Genomic DNA, 15,804 nt, shown 5'->3' with positions numbered 1-15,804 from the left:
CCCCGACAAGGACACCGACGCCGCACTCATGGCCGACCTCGGCCTGCGGCCCATGACCATGGGCGAGCCGCGCCAGCGCGTCGACCTCGCCGAGGCCGACGTCATGGGAATGGCTTAGGCCGGGGGACGGCGGCAGAGGAAGCCGTAGACCGCGATCCAGACGTAGCAGAGCGCCGGCGCCAGCAGCGCCGCGCTCAACCCGGCATGGTCGGCGACCATGCCGGTCAGCACCGGCACGATCGCCCCGCCCACGATGGCCAGGCAGAGCAGGCCCGAGCCCTGCGGCGTATCCTCGCCCAGGCCCTCGATGCCCAGGGTGAAGATGGTCGGGAACATCACCGAGTTGCAGAGCCCGATGGCCAGGACCGCGACGGCGGAGACCAGCCCGATCGTACCGGCCGATATGCAGGCCAGCAGGCCAGCTCCGATCGCGCAGGCCATCAGCACGAGGCCCGCCGGGACCTTGCGCATCACCGCCGAGCCGATGAACCGGCCGACCATCGCCCCGCCCCAGTAGAGGGCGACCAGTTGCCCGGCGGTCGCGGCCACCGCGCCCAGGGTCTTGTCCTCCATCAGATAGCTGACCAGCAGCGAGCCGATCGACACCTCGGCGCCGACATAGAGGAAGATCGACAACGCCCCGAGCGCCAGCCGCGGACGCTTGAGCAGCGAGGGCTTGAAGCCGCCGCCGGCCTCGCCTGCCGCCGAGGGCGCGGCCGGCGAGCGGCGCAGGAACCAGAACACCAGGGCCAGGACCACCAGCACCGCGGCGATGCCCAGGAACGGCGCCTGCACGGCATGCGCCTCGGCCTTGCGATAGACCTCCAGCGCCTGCGGCGTCAGCTTGGCGGCGTCGGGATGCTCGACCCCGCCCTTGAGGATCAGGGCCGCGCCGACCAGCGGGCCGACCGTCGTGCCCAGCGAGTTGAACGCCTGCGCCAGGTTCAGGCGCGAATGGGCCAACTCCGGCTCGCCCAGCAGCGCGATCAGCGGATTGGCCGCCACCTGCAAGGTGGTGATCCCCGCCGCCATGACGAACAGCGCCAGCAGGAACGCCGGGTAGAGGCCGAGCTGCGCGGCCGGGGCGAACATCAGGCAGCCGGCCGCCATCACCCCCAGCCCCAGCACGATCTGCCGGAAGTAGCCGATCCTGGCCAGGAGGATCGAGGCCGGGATCGAGAACACCAGATAGCCGAGGAAGAAGGCGAACTGGGTCAGCATCGCCTCGGCGTAGTTTAGCTGGAACAGCCCCTTGAGCTTGGGGATCAGGGTGTCGATCAGGACGGTGGCGAACCCCCAGGCGAAGAACAGCGAGACCACCAGGGCCACGACCTTGCCCGTGGCGGCCGCCGCGCCCGCCGTCCGCGCGCCCATGTGCTGTTCCAAGCTGCTTCCTCCGCCGGCCATTCTCAGGGCTCCAGCCTGTAGCCGAACCGGTAGAGCGGATCAGCGCTGTCATAGGGTTTGTCGCTCGCCTGGGCCTTGACCGCCGCCATCGACGAGGGGAGCTCGAAGGGCAGCCGCCCCTCGGCCTTGGCCTTGCCGGTCAGCACGTCCAGCAGCGCGCCGTCGCTGACCCCGAAGTCGCCGATCAGCACCGCGGCCCGGCCCTTCAGGCCGGTCAGGATGGCCGGGCGGTCGAGGAAGACGCTGACGATGGTCGGGACCTTGGCGCTGATCGCCTTGATCGCCTCGTAGTCGGGATCGCCGTCCTTGAAGTCGAGGTCGCCCTCGTGCTGCATCAGGCCGAACAGGTAGTTCGGGTGCAGCATCTGGTGCGGCGCGCCGGTGCGGAGGATGGCGAAGTCGGCCTGCTCGGGCGCGTCGACCACGGTCAGGCCGGCGGCCTGCGCGGCGGCGGCCTCGACGCCCCTCAGATAGACCCTGGCGCCGGCTTTCAACGGCAGGTTTCCGGCCCGACCTTCCAGGAACACCAACGATCGGCTCTGCGCCGCGCGGCCCTCGGCCTGGAAGGCGGCCGAGCCGACGATCCGGCCGGCGACGGCGGGATCGACATAGGGGTTCTCGAACAGCCCCTGCTGGAACTTCTGCGCCAGGATGCGCTGCACCGACTGGTCCAGACGCGCCTCGCTGGCCTGGCCGGCCTTGACGATGTCGACCAGCAGGCCGCTGTTCTCGGTGCCGCCGAACTGGTCGACCCCGGCGTCCAGCGCCTTGGCGAAGCGCTGGGTCTCGGTGAGGCGCTCGACGCCCCAGGGCATGCCGATCACCGGCGGCTCGCCCGCCTTCCACTGGCCCTGGCAGGCCGCCGGGCAGTCGTTGGTGATCGCCCAGTCCGAGACGATCACGCCCTTGAAGCCGTACGCGCCGCGCAGCAGGTCGGTCAGCAGGAACCGGTTGAACCCAGCGCCCACCTGCTCGACCGGCTTGCCGTCGATGCTGAGGCCCTCGAGGATCGAATAGGTCGGCATGACGCCTGCCGCCTGGGCTGCGAACGCGCCCTCGAACGGCTTGACGTGATAGGCGAAGTTCCCGCCCGGGAAGGTCGCATAGCGGCCGTAGGGGCTGTGGCTGTCCCAGCCGTCCCTGGCCGCGCCGTAGCCGACCCAGTGCTTGACCACCGCGACGACGCTGTCCCTGTTCAGGCCGCTCTCGCCGGCCTGGAAGCCGGCGACATAGGCCCGGACCATGCGCGAGGCGAGATCGGCGTCCTCGCCGAAGGTCCCGGTGATCCGCGACCAGCGCGGCTCGGTCGCCAGGTCGGCCTGGGGCGAGAGCGCCACATGGATGCCGGCGGCCCGGTACTCGGCCCGCGCCACCTCGCCGAACCGGCGCATCAGCGCCTCGTCGCCGATCGCCGCAAAGCCCAGGCTTTCGGGCCACTGGGAGAAGCCGGCCGAATCCACGCCGGCCCCCGCGGTGTGCTGGAAGTGGTTGCGCGGATCGGTGCTGATCGTCGCCGGAACGCCCAGACGGCTCTGCTCGGCCAGGGCCTGGACCTTGTTGTTCTCCTCGGCCAGGGCCGCGGCCGGCCCGCTCAGCCGGGTGATGAAGCTGGAGACGCGCCTGTCCTCGATCAGCCTGGCCGCGCCGGCCAGGTCGTAGGCCGCGCCCGACCCGAAAGTATTGCCCGGGGCCGGCAGGGTGCCGTGCATCATGGTCCCGGCCTTTTCCTCCAGCGTCATGCGCTGCGTCAGGTCGGCGGCGCGGGCCTCCGCCGAGAGCCGCCAGTCCTCATAGGGATCGAGCTTGCCGTTCCGATCGAGGTCCTTGAAGGCCAGGCCGTCGATCGTGAGGCGCGGGACGGTGCGCGCGCCCAGCTCGGGCTGCTGCGCAGCCATGGCCGGCCCGCAGGCCATCAGTCCCAGCGCCATGCAGGCGTAACGCCATCCGGCCATCGTCCCCTCCCCGTTCTTGTTCTTCTTCCAACCGCAAAGTGCGGCGGGCCCCGGGGGCATCCGGGCCCCGCCAGTTCTGCGCGGGTTGGCGCGCGGCCAGACCACACACATATGGTAACGTTGTCAATTGCTCATTTGAAAGGCCTGCGGCGAGAGCCGCCGGGCGATCCGCGCCGCGCCCAGCAGGGCCGTGTGCGGCTGGACGACCAGGCGCGTCGGAATGGCCTCGACGAAGCTCGACAGCCGGCCCTTGGCCTCGAAACGCTGGCGGAACGTCCCGCCCGTCAGGACGCCCTCGACGCCTTCCACCAGGCCGCCGGCCAGATAGACCCCGCCCCGGGCCCCGAAGGTCAGGGCCGCGTCGCCGCTCACCGAGCCGAACACCGCGCAGAAGACCTCAACGGCGCCGACGCACAACGAATCGCCGCCGGCGCGGGCCCGCGCCGCCACCTCCTCCGAGGAGATTTCGGGCTCGACCGCCTTCCCCTCGATCTCGGCGAGGATGGCGTAGAGGGCCTGCAGGCCCGGCCCCGACAGCAGCCGCTCGATCGACACCCGGCCGTGGCGGCGGGCCAGCGCGCGCGCGATCTCGATCTCCAGTTCGCTGACCGGCGCGAAGCCGGCGTGGCCGCCTTCGCTCGCCACCACCTGAGCCGGCCCTTCGGCCCGCCAGACCAGGGCCGCCAGCCCAAAGCCGGTGCCGGCCCCGGCGATCACCACCGGCGCGCGCGTCAGACCCGGCAGGTCAGGCCCGATCGCCAGGCTGTCCTCCGGGGCCAGTTCGGCGACCCCGGTGGCCAGGGCCTCGAAGTCGTTCACCAGCCGCGCCCGCGTGAAGCCCAAGGTCATGAGCTCGGCCTCCGAGGCGTCCCACGGCGCATTGGTCAGGCGCGCGGCGCCGTCCGCGACCGGCCCGGCCACCGCGATGGTGGCGGTGGCCGGCAGCGCCGCCAGGTCGGCCGACATCAGGAAGGCGTCGGCCGCCGCCGCCAGGCTCGCATGGTCCTTGCACAAGACATTGCCGGTCAGGACGATCGACGGGCGCGCGCCCTGCAGGTCGGCGACCGCGAAGCGGGCGTTGGTGCCGCCGATGTCGCCCACCAGGGCGAAACTCGCATCTCTCCGCATGACCGCCCGTCAGTAGGGCGACTGGGCGACGAGCGCGGCCTCGGCCTCGCAGGCGGGCGGCGTCTCGCCCTCCGCGCGCAGCCTGACCAGTTCGGCGCGGGCGGCGTCCATGTCGGCCCGGAACTCGGGCGAGCCGTGCAGCGTGGCGTTGGTGGCCGCCGCCACCATGCCGCCGGCCTCGACCGCGCTGGCGTTGTGCGCGCCGCAGACCGCGCGGCTCTGACCATAGGCCCGGCCGCGGGCCAGGATGTCCGTGGCCCGGTCGGGGGCCAGCTCGGCCAGCACCAGCGCCCAGGACCAGCCCCACACCGTATGGCCGGACGGATAGTCGTAGCTGCCCGCCACCTGGGCCTCCGGCTGGCAGATCTCGCCCGGCGCGACCTGGAACGGGCGCAGGCGCTTGAAGTGATGCTTGGCGCTCTCGTTGGCGATCATCGAGTCGCCCAGCACCCGCATCATCACCCCGTTCAGCTTGGGCGCATTGGCCGGGGTCAGCTTCACCCCGACCGAGCAGGAGAACGCCTCCATCATCCCGGCCGGCATCATGTCGACGTCGCGGGTCGCCAGCTTCCAGCGCTCGCCGTCCTTCAGCGCGCGGGTCGACTGGAAGACCTTGCGGTCGACCTGGTCGCGCGCATCGCCGTCGCTCGGCGCCGGGGGCACGATGCGCTCGGCGTTCAGCACGCCCGGCGCCAGGTAGCCCTTGGGCAGGGTCGGGAACTTGACCGGCTCGGAGCCCGCGAGGGCGCCGCCGGCCAGGATCGAGATCCCGGCGGCGGCCAGCCCTGCGCGCAGGGGCCTGCGCTGATGCTTCATCTTGGTTCTCTCAAAAGCTGTAGGGGGGGATCAGTTGAACTTGAAGCCGGCCTTCACGCCGAAGGTGCGCGGCGCGCCGTAGCTGCCGAAGAAATTCCGCGCCGAGTCCGTGCTGACCGACAGCAGGACCGCCTCGTCCTCGAGGTTGTCGGCGAAGGCTTCGACGTACCAGCGGCGGTCGTCGTCGTAGCGCAGGCTGATGTCGGTGGCGGTGTAGGCGTCCTGGCTGGCCTGGCCGTAGGGGTTGAGGCTCGCCCCGGCGACGGTGATCCGCCGGTCGTTGAACTCGGTGAAGAACACCTCCGACTGGTAGCGGGTGCTGATCCGCGCGGTCAGTCGGCCGGACGCCAGCGGGATGGCGTAGGCGACGCCGATGTTGCCGTTCCAGCGCGGCGCCCGCGGCAGGGTGTTGCCCGACAGATCCTGCACCGTGCCGTAGAGCGGGTCGATGGCGCCGACATAGCGGTCGAACTTGGCGTCGAGATAGCCGAGCGAGGCGTCGATGCTGAGCGCCTCGGTGATCCGCGCCCGGCCTTCGAACTCGAGGCCCCAGACGCTCGACACCCCGGCGTTGGTGGTCAGGGCCCGCACCACCCCGTTCTCGTCGGGCGCCACGGAGACCACCTGCAGGTCCTTGTAGTCGTAGTAGAAGGCCGAGAAGTTCGCGAGCAGGCGGCGGTCGAGGAAGTAGTTCTTCGAGCCGAACTCGTAGGCGGTCAGGGTCTCGGGACCGAAGTTGCGGTTGCTGGAGAAGCCGCCCGCCTTGTAGCCGGTCGAGACGCTGCCATAGACCATGTTGTCGGGCGTGATCTCCCAGTCGGCGCCCAGCCGCCAGGTGGTCTTGGCCCAGGAGCCGGCGTCGGGCCGGAAGGTGTTGAGATCGGTCCCCAGCGGCCGGGTCAGGCCGACCGGGTTGCCCTTGCGGTCCTCGGAGTAGCGGACGCCCGCGAAGACCGTCAGGGTGTCGGTGATGTCGTAATCGGCCTGGCCGAACACCGCCCAGGATTCGGCGAACCGGTCGGGCCGCTGCAGCACCACCCCGGCGGTGCGCTCCAGGTTGGTGTACTGGTAGAGGTTATCGTCGTTGGTCTCCTTGATGTAATAGGCGCCAAGGATGTACTGCAGCGCCCCGTCGCCGGACGAGGCGAGACGAAGTTCCTGCGAGAACGTCTTGTTATAATTGAAATAGTAGACCGTCTGCGTGCCTGTGGCGGTGGCGTCGCTGTCGCTGGTGACGTCCTGGTCGTCGGCGCGGTAGGAGGTCACCGAAACGATGTCGAGCGCGTCCAGGGCGTAGGTCGCCTCGGCGGTCACGCCCCAGATCTTGTTGTTGATCCGGCCGGCCGTATTGGTCTCGGCGCGATAGGGCGCGCTGCGGCCCGAGGCGATGTAGCTGACCGCCCCGTTGCCGATCAGGACGTTGCCGGTCCCGGCCCCGCCGGCGTGATAGTAGTCGGCCGACAGCAGCAGCCGCAGCCGCTCGCCCGGCGTGAACAACAGGTGGACGCGGCCCGCCTCCTCCTTGGCGTCGGCCAGGTCGGGCATGCCCGGGGCGACGTTCTCCTGATAGCCGTCCCGGCGATTGATGATGAACGCGGCCCGCGCGGCCAGCGTGTCGTCGACGATCGGGAAATTGTACATGCCCTGGGCGGTGAAGCGCCCGTAGTCGCCCACCAGGATCTCGCCCGCCGCCTGGCCGGTGTTCATGACCGGCTTGCGGGTGATGATGTTGAGGCTGCCGGCGGTGGCGTTGCGGCCCCAGAGCGTGCCCTGCGGCCCGCGCAGCACCTCGACCCGCTCCAGGTCGTAGAACACCGAGTTGGCGCCCGAGGGCCGCGGCAGGTAGACGCCGTCCAGGTGGAAGGCGACCGAGGGGTCGCGCTGCGGCACCACGCCGGCCGAGCTGACGCCACGGATGCTGATGATCACCTCGTTGCCGGCCTGGCCGATATTCAGGTTGGGCACCTTGCCGGTCAGGTCGCCGGCGTCGACGACGTTCTGCTGCTGCAGCACGTCGCCGCTGATGGCGCTGACGGCCAGCGGCGTCGCCTGGACGGTGCCTTCGCGCTTCTGGGCGGTGACCACCACCTCCTCGACCTGGACGTCCTGGGCCTGCGCAGTCCCGGTCATGGCCAGGGCGCACGCCCCCGCCAGCCACATGAGCTTGTTCATTTCCGTTTTTCCCTGAATGCGGCCCGGCGTCATGGCCCTGGCCGTCTGTTCTTGATTGGTCGTCCCCGCGCCCAGGCGGGCGGGCGCTAGCGGTCCCCAGGGCCCGCGTGGGGCGCAGCCGTGCTCACGGCCAGAAGCATGCTGGTCATCGTCGTTTCCCCCTGCGTGGCCGATGTCGAACCCCCGGCCATCCTGTTCCCGCCCCGCTTTGGCCGGCCGGTGAAGATGAGGTTGGACGCGATCAGATAACGTTGTCAATTCGAAACTGACAACGTTATCTGATCCACGGTCAAAGAGTGCGCCGAACCGCCCGGCCGAACGGCGCATCGGGCCGGCGTCAAATAAGTTTCGGCGCGACAGCCACTTGCAGGGCGAAGCGAAGCGCGCGAGAGCTTGCGCACCGCGCGCGGCTGGAGTCTGGCTTGCCCCGTCAACCGACGATCAAAGACGTCGCCTCCAAGGCCGAGGTGTCCTTCAAGACCGTCTCACGGGTGCTGAACGGCGAGCCCCACGTGCGCAAGGAGGTGCGCGAGCGGGTGCTGGCCGCCGCCGCCGCCCTCGACTACCGGCCCAACATCGCCGCCCGCGGCCTGATCGGCGCGCCCTCGCGGATGATCGGCTTTCTCTACGACAACCCCAACTACAGCTATGTCACCGAGGCCGAGATCGGGGCCCTGCTCCGCTGTCGCGAGGCCGGCTACCACCTGGCGGTCGAGCCGGTGGATTCGCAGAACGACGTGGCCCGCCAGATCGAGCAGATCATCTCCAGCCTGCGCCTCGACGGGGTGATCCTGACGCCGCCGATCTCGGACGATCCCTCGGCCATGGCGATGCTCGACCGGCTGGGCGTGGCCCATGTGCGGATCGCGCCGAACGCCGAACACGACAAGGGCCCGTGCGTTTTCATCGACGACGAGGCGGCGGCCTTCGCCCTCACCCGCCACCTGCTGGACCTCGGCCACCGGTCCATCGGCTTCGTGCTGGGCCATCCCGACCACGGGGCTTCGCGCCTGCGCCTGGCCGGCTTCGAACGCGCGATGACGGCGGCGGGGCTGAAGGCCGCGGCCGCGCACAGGGTCCAGGGCTATTTCACCTTCGAGAGCGGCATGTCGGCCGGCCGCCGGATGCTTTCGGCCCAGGGCCGCCCCACCGCGATCTTCGCCGCCAACGACAAGATGGCCCTGGGAGTGATGGCGGCGGCCCGCGACCTTGGCCTGGCGGTTCCCGGCGACGTCTCGATCGCCGGCTTCGACGACACCCGCGCCGCGCAGATCTGCTCGCCGTCGCTGACCACCGTCCGCCAGCCGGTCGACGCCATGTGCGAGGCGGCCGCCGACATGCTGATCACCCTGGCCGCGCATGAGGAACTGGCCGAGCCGGCCCTGCAGCTCGACTTCGAGATCCGCGCCCGCCGCTCGACCGCCCCGCCCGGAGGCTAGGCCGGCGGCGCGGTCGAGGCCCGGAACACCAGGGCGAAATCCAACTGGCGGGACGGGCCGTCCATCTCGCCGGCGTCGACCATGCCGATCACCGCGTCGGCCGCCGCCGCCGCCATCGCCTGCACGGGCTGGCGCACCGTGGTCAGTTGCGGCCAGGCCAGGGTGGCGATCTCGCCGCCGTCGAAACCGGCCACCGAGACGTCGCCCGGCACCGACAGGCCCAGGCGCTGGGCCGCCGCCATCACGCCCAGGGCCATGTCGTCGTTGCCCGCGAAGATCGCGGTCGGCGGCTGCGCCAGGCCCAGCAGCGCCTCGGCCCCGGCCTCGCCGGTCTCGAACATGAAGTCGCCCGGAACGATCAGATCGGGATCGGCCGCCAGCCCGCGTTCGGCCAGCGCCTTGCGGTAGCCCTCCAGCCGCCAGCCGGAGGCGCCGTGCTCGGGCGGGCCGCCGATGAAGCCGATCCGGCGGTGGCCCAGCTCCAGCAGCGCCGTGGTCATCGCCCGCGCGGCCTCGACCTCGTCCACGGCCACCGACGCGCCGCGCTGCGGCTGGAGGCTGGGGGCCAGCCGCGCATAGGGCACGCGCGCCTTGTCCAGCGTATCGAGCACCGCCACGTCGTCGCTGACCGGCGGCAGCAGCAGGAAGCCGTCGGGCCGCAGCGAGGCGACCGCGGCGGCCACCGCCTGGGCCGCCATGCCGGTGCGGCTGTCGAAGGGCTGCACCACCAGATGGTAGCCGGCCGAGCGGCACTGTTCGACCGCGCCCTGCTGGAACTCGGCGACGTAGTCGGGGATGATCTCCGGGATCAGCATGCAGATCAGGAACGAGCGCGAGCCCGGCAGGCCGCGGGCGAAGACGTTGCGGCGATAGCCCAGCGCCTCGATCGCCGCCTGCACCTTCTCGCGCGCCTGGGCGCTGACGTGGCGCTCGCCGTTCAGCACGCGCGAGACGGTCATCACCGACAGGCCGGCGCGCGCGGCTACGTCCCTGATCGTCGTCACGCTGCGGCGTCCTTCATCCGCGCAGATATAACGCGGATTCTCCGCCAGGAACGCCCTCAGAGCGAAATCCGATCCGATGGATCGGATTTCGCTCAAGACTCTTTGAATCTAGAGCATTTTCTGCGCCGAACCGGCAGCCACTTCGGCGGAAAATGCTCTAACGCGCCTTCGCCTCCACGGCCTGCTCGACCAGGTCCAGCCGCGCCTTCCACGGATCGGCCCCGGCCCTGGCCCCGTCATTGGCGAAGTCGAGGATCTGATCGCCCGCGGCGTCATAGGCCGGCCAGTTCGGCCGTCCCTGGCCGTTGGGATCGCCGGTCTTGGCGAAGGCGACCCAATAGGCGTTGGTCAAGGCGGCCATCGCCGCGTCGGACGGCGTCAACGCCTCGCCGTACTTGGCCTTCACGGTGTCGAACACATAGGGGATCTCGGTGGCGTGCGGCGCGCCGGGCCACGCCTTGCGCATGGAGTCGGCCACATAGCTGAAGCGGAAAGCGTAGACGGGCCGCCCGGCCTGCGACCAGGCCTTGGCCACGAACCGCGCCGGCTCGACCATCATGGTGTCGCTGGCGACCACGGTCCCGATCGCCCGCACGTCGCCCGTACCCTTCGGATCGAACGCCGCCTGCGCCGCCGCGCGGCGCTCGGGCCCGAACGGCGCGTAGACCTCGTCGAGGGTCCTGGCCGTCGAGAAGCCGATGTCCATGCTGTTGGCCCCGACGATCAGCGGCACGTTCGCCCCGCCGCCGGCCGCATAGATCTTGCCCGGTTCGTCGACCACGATCTGGCCGTCGACCATCGGCCCGGCATAGGTCGGCGTGAACATGGTCATCATGTTGAGGCCCGAGACCACCGTGTCGGCCGGCAGACTGCGCAGCGCGGCCAGGGCCGCGGCGTCCTCGCCCTCGATCCCCACGCTCTTGGCGAAGGCCAGGCCCACCTGCTCGCCGGAGGGCGGTCCGCCGGCCGCCTGGCCGCTGACCCGGCGGCCGGGAGCGATATTGCCGCGCCCGCCGCCGGACTCCACGATCGCCTTGTGGAACAGGCCCTTGGCCGCCGGGGTGGTCATCAGGGTGTGGATCGAGAAGCCCCCCGCCGACTCCCCGAAGATGGTGACATTGGCCGGATCGCCCCCGAAGGCGGCGATGTTCCGCTGCACCCACTTCAGCGCCGCGATCTGGTCCATGAACCCGTAGTTGCCCAGCGGCCCCTCGGGGTTCTCCCAGGTCAGGGCCGGATGGGCGAAGAAGCCGAAGCGGCCGACGCGGTAGTTGAAGCTGACCAGCACCACGCCCTGCCTGGCGAACTGGTGGCCGGAATAGACCTCCGGCGAGGAGCCGCCGTTGACGAAGCCGCCGCCATAGATCCAGACCATCACCGGCAGCTTGGCCGGCGCGTCGACGGGCCGCCAGACGTTGAGCACCAGGCAGTCCTCGGCCGGGGTCGCGCCCAGGGGCGCCGCGTCGCTGGGGAACGGCTTCTGGGCGCAGTCATGGCCGTACTGCGCGGCCGAGCGCACGCCGCTCCAGGCCGGCGGCGGCTGCGGCGGGCGCCAGCGCAGGTCGCCGACCGGCGGGGCCGCAAACGGCACGCCCTTGAAGGCGATCACCCCGTCCGCCACCACGCCCTGGAGCTGGCCGCTCTCGACCCGCACCACGTCCGGGCCCTGCGCCTGGGCGGCGCCCGCCAGTCCCAGCGCCACGACGGCGCCAAGCGCCCCTGCCCTGCCGATCATCCTGTCCTCCCCTCGCCGCCGCATGGCCGCGTCCCTGTTTGAACGCATGGTTGGCCGCGACTGTTAACGTTGTCAATGACACATGCGGCGATGCTGGCGCGAGGCTCCGACAGGTGATCAAATATCCCCGTTCATTCAAAGGCCTGCGCCATGATTCCGTTCAAGTCCGCCTTGACCCGCGCCGCGGCGGCGCTGGCCGTCCTGGCCCTCGCCGCCTGCGGACAGGGCTCGCCCGAACCCTTCGCAGGCTTTGGTCCGCAGCCTGAGCTGCCGGGGCCGCGGACCAGCCTGATCCCGACCCTCAACGCGCGCCAGGCGGTGGGCTGGCCAGCGGGCGCCGCGCCGACCGCGCCAGCCGGCTTCACCGTCACCCGCTATGCCGGCGACCTGGCGCATCCGCGCTGGCTGCTGGTCCTGCCCAACGGCGACGTGCTGGTTTCCGAGGCGTCCTCCGAGCCGTCCAAGGCCAAGGGGATCACGGCGATGATCGCCAACCGGCTGCAGGACAAGGCCGGCGCGACGATGCAGAGCCCCAACCGCATCACCCTGCTGCGCGACGGCGACGGCGACGGGATCGCCGAGGTCCGCACCAACTTCGCCGAGGGACTGAGCCGCCCCTTCGGCATGACCCTCACCGGCGGCAAGCTCTATGTGGCCAACGACAACGCCGTGGTCGCCTTCCCCTATGCCGACGGCCAGACCCAGATCATCGGCGTCGGCGAGAAGGTGCTCGACCTGCCCGGCGGCCCGATCAACCACCACTGGACCAAGAACGTCGTCGCCAGCCCGGACGGCGCGAAGCTCTACGCCACCGTCGGCTCGAACTCGAACATCGGCGAGAACGGGATGGAGAACGAGACCAACCGCGCCGCGGTGATCGAGTATCCCCTGCCCACCGGCCCGGCCCGCGTCTTCGCCTCGGGCCTGCGCAACCCCAACGGCCTGGACTTCGAGCCGGTGACCGGCGCGCTTTGGACCGCGGTCAACGAGCGCGACATGCTCGGCGACGACCTCGTCCCCGACTACATGACCAGCCTGCAGGACGGCGGCTTCTATGGCTGGCCCTACAGCTATTTCGGCCAGCACGTGGACGCGCGGGTGAAGCCCCAGCGCCCCGACCTGGTCGCCAAGGCCATCGTTCCCGACTACGCGCTGGGCCCGCACACGGCTTCGCTGGGCCTGACCTTCTATCGCGCCGACGCCTTCCCCGCCCGCTACAAGGGCGGGGTGTTCATCGGCCAGCATGGCTCGTGGAACCGCAAGCCGCCCAGCGGCTATCGCGTCGTCTTCATCCCCTTCGCGAACGGCAAGCCCAGCGGCCCGCCCGAGGCGTTCCTGACCGGCTTCCTCAACAAGAAGAACGAGGCGCAGGGCCGGCCCGTCGGCGTCGCCGTCGACAAGACCGGGGCCCTGCTGGTCGCCGACGACGTCGGCAAGGCGATCTGGCGGGTCGCCCCCTCGGGAACCCTGGCTACTGGAACCTCCAGGTAAGGCCCACGCCCCACATCCGCGGCGGCCCGGCGATGAAGGTCGGCAGGCCCAGGGAGTCGCCGGTGTTGCCGGCGTCGATCAGGTACTGCTCGTCGGCGATGTTGTTGACGAAGGCTTCCAGGGTCAGCGGCGCGCTGCCCGCCGTCCACGAGACACGCAGGTTGGCCAGGCCATAGCCGTCCTGGAGCTCGTCCTGGATGTTGTCGGGCACCAGCGAGGCCGGCGGCTGCTGGAACACCGCCCGGTCGTTGTCGTTGCCGAAGAAGACCTTGCTCTGCCACGTATAGCTCGGCCGCACCGAGACCCGGCCGCCGACGGCGTCGAAGCTCCAGTTGGCGGCCAGCGAGAAACTGTGATCGGGCGACAGGCGGAAGCGGTTGCCGTCATAGGCGCCGTCCTCGAACCGCGCGTGGCTGTAGGCGTAGGTCGCGTAGATATCCAGGCCCGGGGCCGCGGCCCACTCGGCCTGGCCTTCGAAGCCGTAGGCCTTGGCCTTGCCGGCGTTGGTGACGACGAACAGCGTTCCCTGCTGCTCGACGGTCTGGAAGTTGTCGTAGTCGTAGAAATAGACCGCCCCGTCCAGGCGCAGGCGGCGGTCGAGCAGGGCCGCCTTGCCGCCGACCTCGTAGCTGTCGACGGTCTCGGCCTCGACGGTCGTGAACCGCGCCGCACCGTAGGGCGCGCCCGGCGCGCTGGCGGCCAGCACCTCGGGCAGCCGCCCGCGGGCGTAGGACGCATAGAGGTTGGCCTCGTCCGAGAGGCTGTAGCGGCCGACCAGGCGCCAGGTGAAGCCGGAGTCCTCCAGGTCCTGCGTCGCCAGCCGCCCGTCCGCCGAGGTCGGCTGGAAGGTGACGCCGAACATCGGCAGCAGGGTGTCCGGGATCAGTTGCACCTGTGGGCTTTGCAGGGCGGCCAGGATGGCGTTGGCCTGGGCCAGGCCCTGCGGCGCGCCGCTGGCGGCCAGGCCCGCCGCGCCGATCGCGCCGCCGATCACGCTGCGGCCGCCGACCACCCGCGTGCCGAAGCCGGTGGTCTTCTCGTCGCGCGTCCAGCGCAGGCCGGCCGAGACCTCCAGCCGGTCGGTCACGTCGAACGAGAGGTCGCCGAACAGGTCGATGGAATCGAGCTCGCTGGTGTTGGTCGACTCCTCCACGTGGTTGGCGCGCAGGTTGGCGGCGATGGCGGTGGCCTGCGCCGCGCTCAGCACGATGCGGTTGCCGCTGGCCTGGGCGACCAGGCCGCGCACCAGCGCGCCGGTGAAGGCGGTGTTGGCGAACAGCGCGGCCGGAGCCGGGGTCGTCGCCGGCAGGCCCAGCCCGGCCCCCGCGCCGTTGAGCTGGCCCGTCACCTGCGCCAGGGCCATGCGCTCGTCGAACTGGATCGGCGTGCGCTGGCGGCCGCTCTCGTGGAAGAAGCCTGCGCCGACGAAGCCGCGCACCCGGCCGCCGGCGTCGTAGTTGAGCCGCAGTTCCTGACTCCACTGCTTGCCCACGGCGCTGTTCAGGCCGGTGAGGATCGGCAGCGAAATCCCATCCGGATCAAACACTTCGTCGCTGTCGAAGCGGCGCACGGCAGTGATCGAGGCCAGGGTCAGGGCGTCGGTCAGGTCATAGTCGACCAGGGCCGTGGCGCTCCAGACCGTGCGGTCGACGCCCAGGCTGCGGCCGCCCTGGAAGCCCGGCGGCGCGACCAGCGCGGCCGGCTCGCTCGCGCCGCGGCCGGCCAGCACCTGGCCGGTGGCCGGGTCGGTCGGCGAGAAGCCGCCGGACTTGAACGCCGTGCCGGTCGGTTCGTCATGCTGGTAGTTGACGATGAAGTCCGAGCGCAGCCGATCATTGGGTTCGAAGTGGGCGGCGATCCGGCCGGCCCAGCTATCCACCGACTGGAAGGCGTCGCCGCCGAGGGCGTTCTCGACATAGCCGTCGCGCTGGCGGATGCGGCCCGAGACGCGCAGGGCGAAGGCCTCGCTGATCGGCAGGTTTACCGCCCCTTCCCCCATCAAGTAGCCGAAGTCGCCAGCCTCGGCCTTGAGGTAGCCGCCGAAGCCGCTGGTGTCGGCCTTCTTCTGGATGATGTTGACGCCGCCGATCAGGGCGCCGCGGCCGAACAGGGTCGACTGCGGCCCCTTGGCCACCTCGATCCGCTCCAGGTCGAACAGCTCGACATACGAGCCCTGGGCCTTGGAGATCGACACCCCGTCCTGGAACACCGACACGCGGGCCTCGGAATAGGCGTTGGTCTCGTCCGAGGTGATGCCGCGCACCACGAAGCCCGGATTGTTCGGCGACTGCTCCTGGACCTCGAAGCCGGGCGTGAACAGCGCCACGTCGGCGAAGTCCTGCACGCCCAGGGCCTCCAGCCGCTGGGACGAGTAGGCGGTCAGCGACATCGGCACGTCCAGCGCCTGCTGCTCGCGCTTCTGGGCGGTGACGACGATCTCCTCGATGGTGGCGACGTCTTGGGCGAAGGCGGCTCCGCCCGTGAGCGCAAGGGCGCTCGCCGCGGCCAGCAGCCGCGTCGTGAACTTCAGCATGACTATCCCCTGGCGCCTGGGAGCGGCGCGCTACCCTGCCGGGTAGGGGATGTCGATGACGGCCTGATGAAGCTTGGGCGGGCGAAGCGCAATGAACCGGAAAGCCCGGGCTCCGCCGCAACCGGGA

At 70.7% G+C, this 15,804-nt stretch carries 10 protein-coding genes; 2 read left to right on the top strand and 8 right to left on the bottom strand.

The window, feature by feature from the left end:
- Positions 1 to 114: 114 nt before the first annotated feature.
- The 5 genes from RTL41_RS05690 to RTL41_RS05670 all read right to left on the bottom strand — a co-directional run bounded on the left by RTL41_RS05690 (position 115) and on the right by RTL41_RS05670 (position 7,475).
- Positions 115 to 1,386, bottom strand: coding sequence for a sugar MFS transporter (locus RTL41_RS05690; protein ID WP_312162224.1), 1,272 nt, complete (start codon positions 1,384 to 1,386; stop codon positions 115 to 117).
- Between the two features lie 23 nt (positions 1,387 to 1,409).
- Complete coding sequence (locus tag RTL41_RS05685; protein ID WP_312162222.1) at positions 1,410 to 3,359, bottom strand: glycoside hydrolase family 3 N-terminal domain-containing protein; 1,950 nt, start codon at positions 3,357 to 3,359, stop codon at positions 1,410 to 1,412.
- A gap of 123 nt (positions 3,360 to 3,482) precedes the next feature.
- Positions 3,483 to 4,487, bottom strand: a complete 1,005-nt coding sequence (gene glk / locus RTL41_RS05680; protein ID WP_312162219.1) for a glucokinase — start codon at positions 4,485 to 4,487, stop codon at positions 3,483 to 3,485.
- A gap of 9 nt (positions 4,488 to 4,496) precedes the next feature.
- Positions 4,497 to 5,303 carry a phosphatase PAP2 family protein gene (locus tag RTL41_RS05675; protein WP_312162217.1) on the bottom strand — a complete coding sequence of 269 codons (807 nt, stop codon included), beginning with the start codon at positions 5,301 to 5,303 and terminating at the stop codon, positions 4,497 to 4,499.
- Positions 5,304 to 5,333: 30 nt separating this feature from the next.
- Positions 5,334 to 7,475 (bottom strand): TonB-dependent receptor, encoded by a 2,142-nt coding sequence (locus RTL41_RS05670; RefSeq protein WP_312162216.1) that lies wholly within the window; start codon positions 7,473 to 7,475, stop codon positions 5,334 to 5,336.
- Between the two features lie 422 nt (positions 7,476 to 7,897).
- Here RTL41_RS05670 and RTL41_RS05665 point away from each other — a divergent pair, with 422 nt between their 5' ends.
- On the top strand, positions 7,898 to 8,914 hold the full coding sequence (locus RTL41_RS05665; RefSeq protein ID WP_312162214.1) for a LacI family DNA-binding transcriptional regulator: 1,017 nt from the start codon (positions 7,898 to 7,900) through the stop codon (positions 8,912 to 8,914).
- Here RTL41_RS05665 and RTL41_RS05660 read toward each other — a convergent pair.
- Positions 8,911 to 9,918: a LacI family DNA-binding transcriptional regulator gene (locus RTL41_RS05660; RefSeq protein WP_312162211.1), complete on the bottom strand. Its 1,008-nt coding sequence runs from the start codon at positions 9,916 to 9,918 to the stop codon at positions 8,911 to 8,913. The two genes, RTL41_RS05665 and RTL41_RS05660, sit on opposite strands and share 4 nt — an antisense overlap.
- A gap of 157 nt (positions 9,919 to 10,075) precedes the next feature.
- On the bottom strand, positions 10,076 to 11,653 hold the full coding sequence (locus tag RTL41_RS05655; RefSeq protein WP_312162208.1) for a carboxylesterase family protein: 1,578 nt from the start codon (positions 11,651 to 11,653) through the stop codon (positions 10,076 to 10,078).
- A 150-nt stretch (positions 11,654 to 11,803) separates the two neighbouring features.
- Here RTL41_RS05655 and RTL41_RS05650 point away from each other — a divergent pair, with 150 nt between their 5' ends.
- Positions 11,804 to 13,144, top strand: a complete 1,341-nt coding sequence (locus RTL41_RS05650) for a sorbosone dehydrogenase family protein (RefSeq protein ID WP_312162206.1) — start codon at positions 11,804 to 11,806, stop codon at positions 13,142 to 13,144.
- On the opposite strand, the gene RTL41_RS05645 is transcribed toward RTL41_RS05650, so the two are convergent.
- Positions 13,125 to 15,677 carry a TonB-dependent receptor domain-containing protein gene (locus tag RTL41_RS05645; protein ID WP_312162204.1) on the bottom strand — a complete coding sequence of 851 codons (2,553 nt, stop codon included), beginning with the start codon at positions 15,675 to 15,677 and terminating at the stop codon, positions 13,125 to 13,127. The two genes, RTL41_RS05650 and RTL41_RS05645, sit on opposite strands and share 20 nt — an antisense overlap.
- Positions 15,678 to 15,804: the final 127 nt, after the last annotated feature.

It is taken from the genome of Phenylobacterium sp. (assembly GCF_031984885.1).
Lineage (GTDB): Bacteria > Pseudomonadota > Alphaproteobacteria > Caulobacterales > Caulobacteraceae > Phenylobacterium.
Note: the sequence above shows the minus strand (reverse complement) of the source record. Positions and strands in the feature narration are given on the sequence as shown.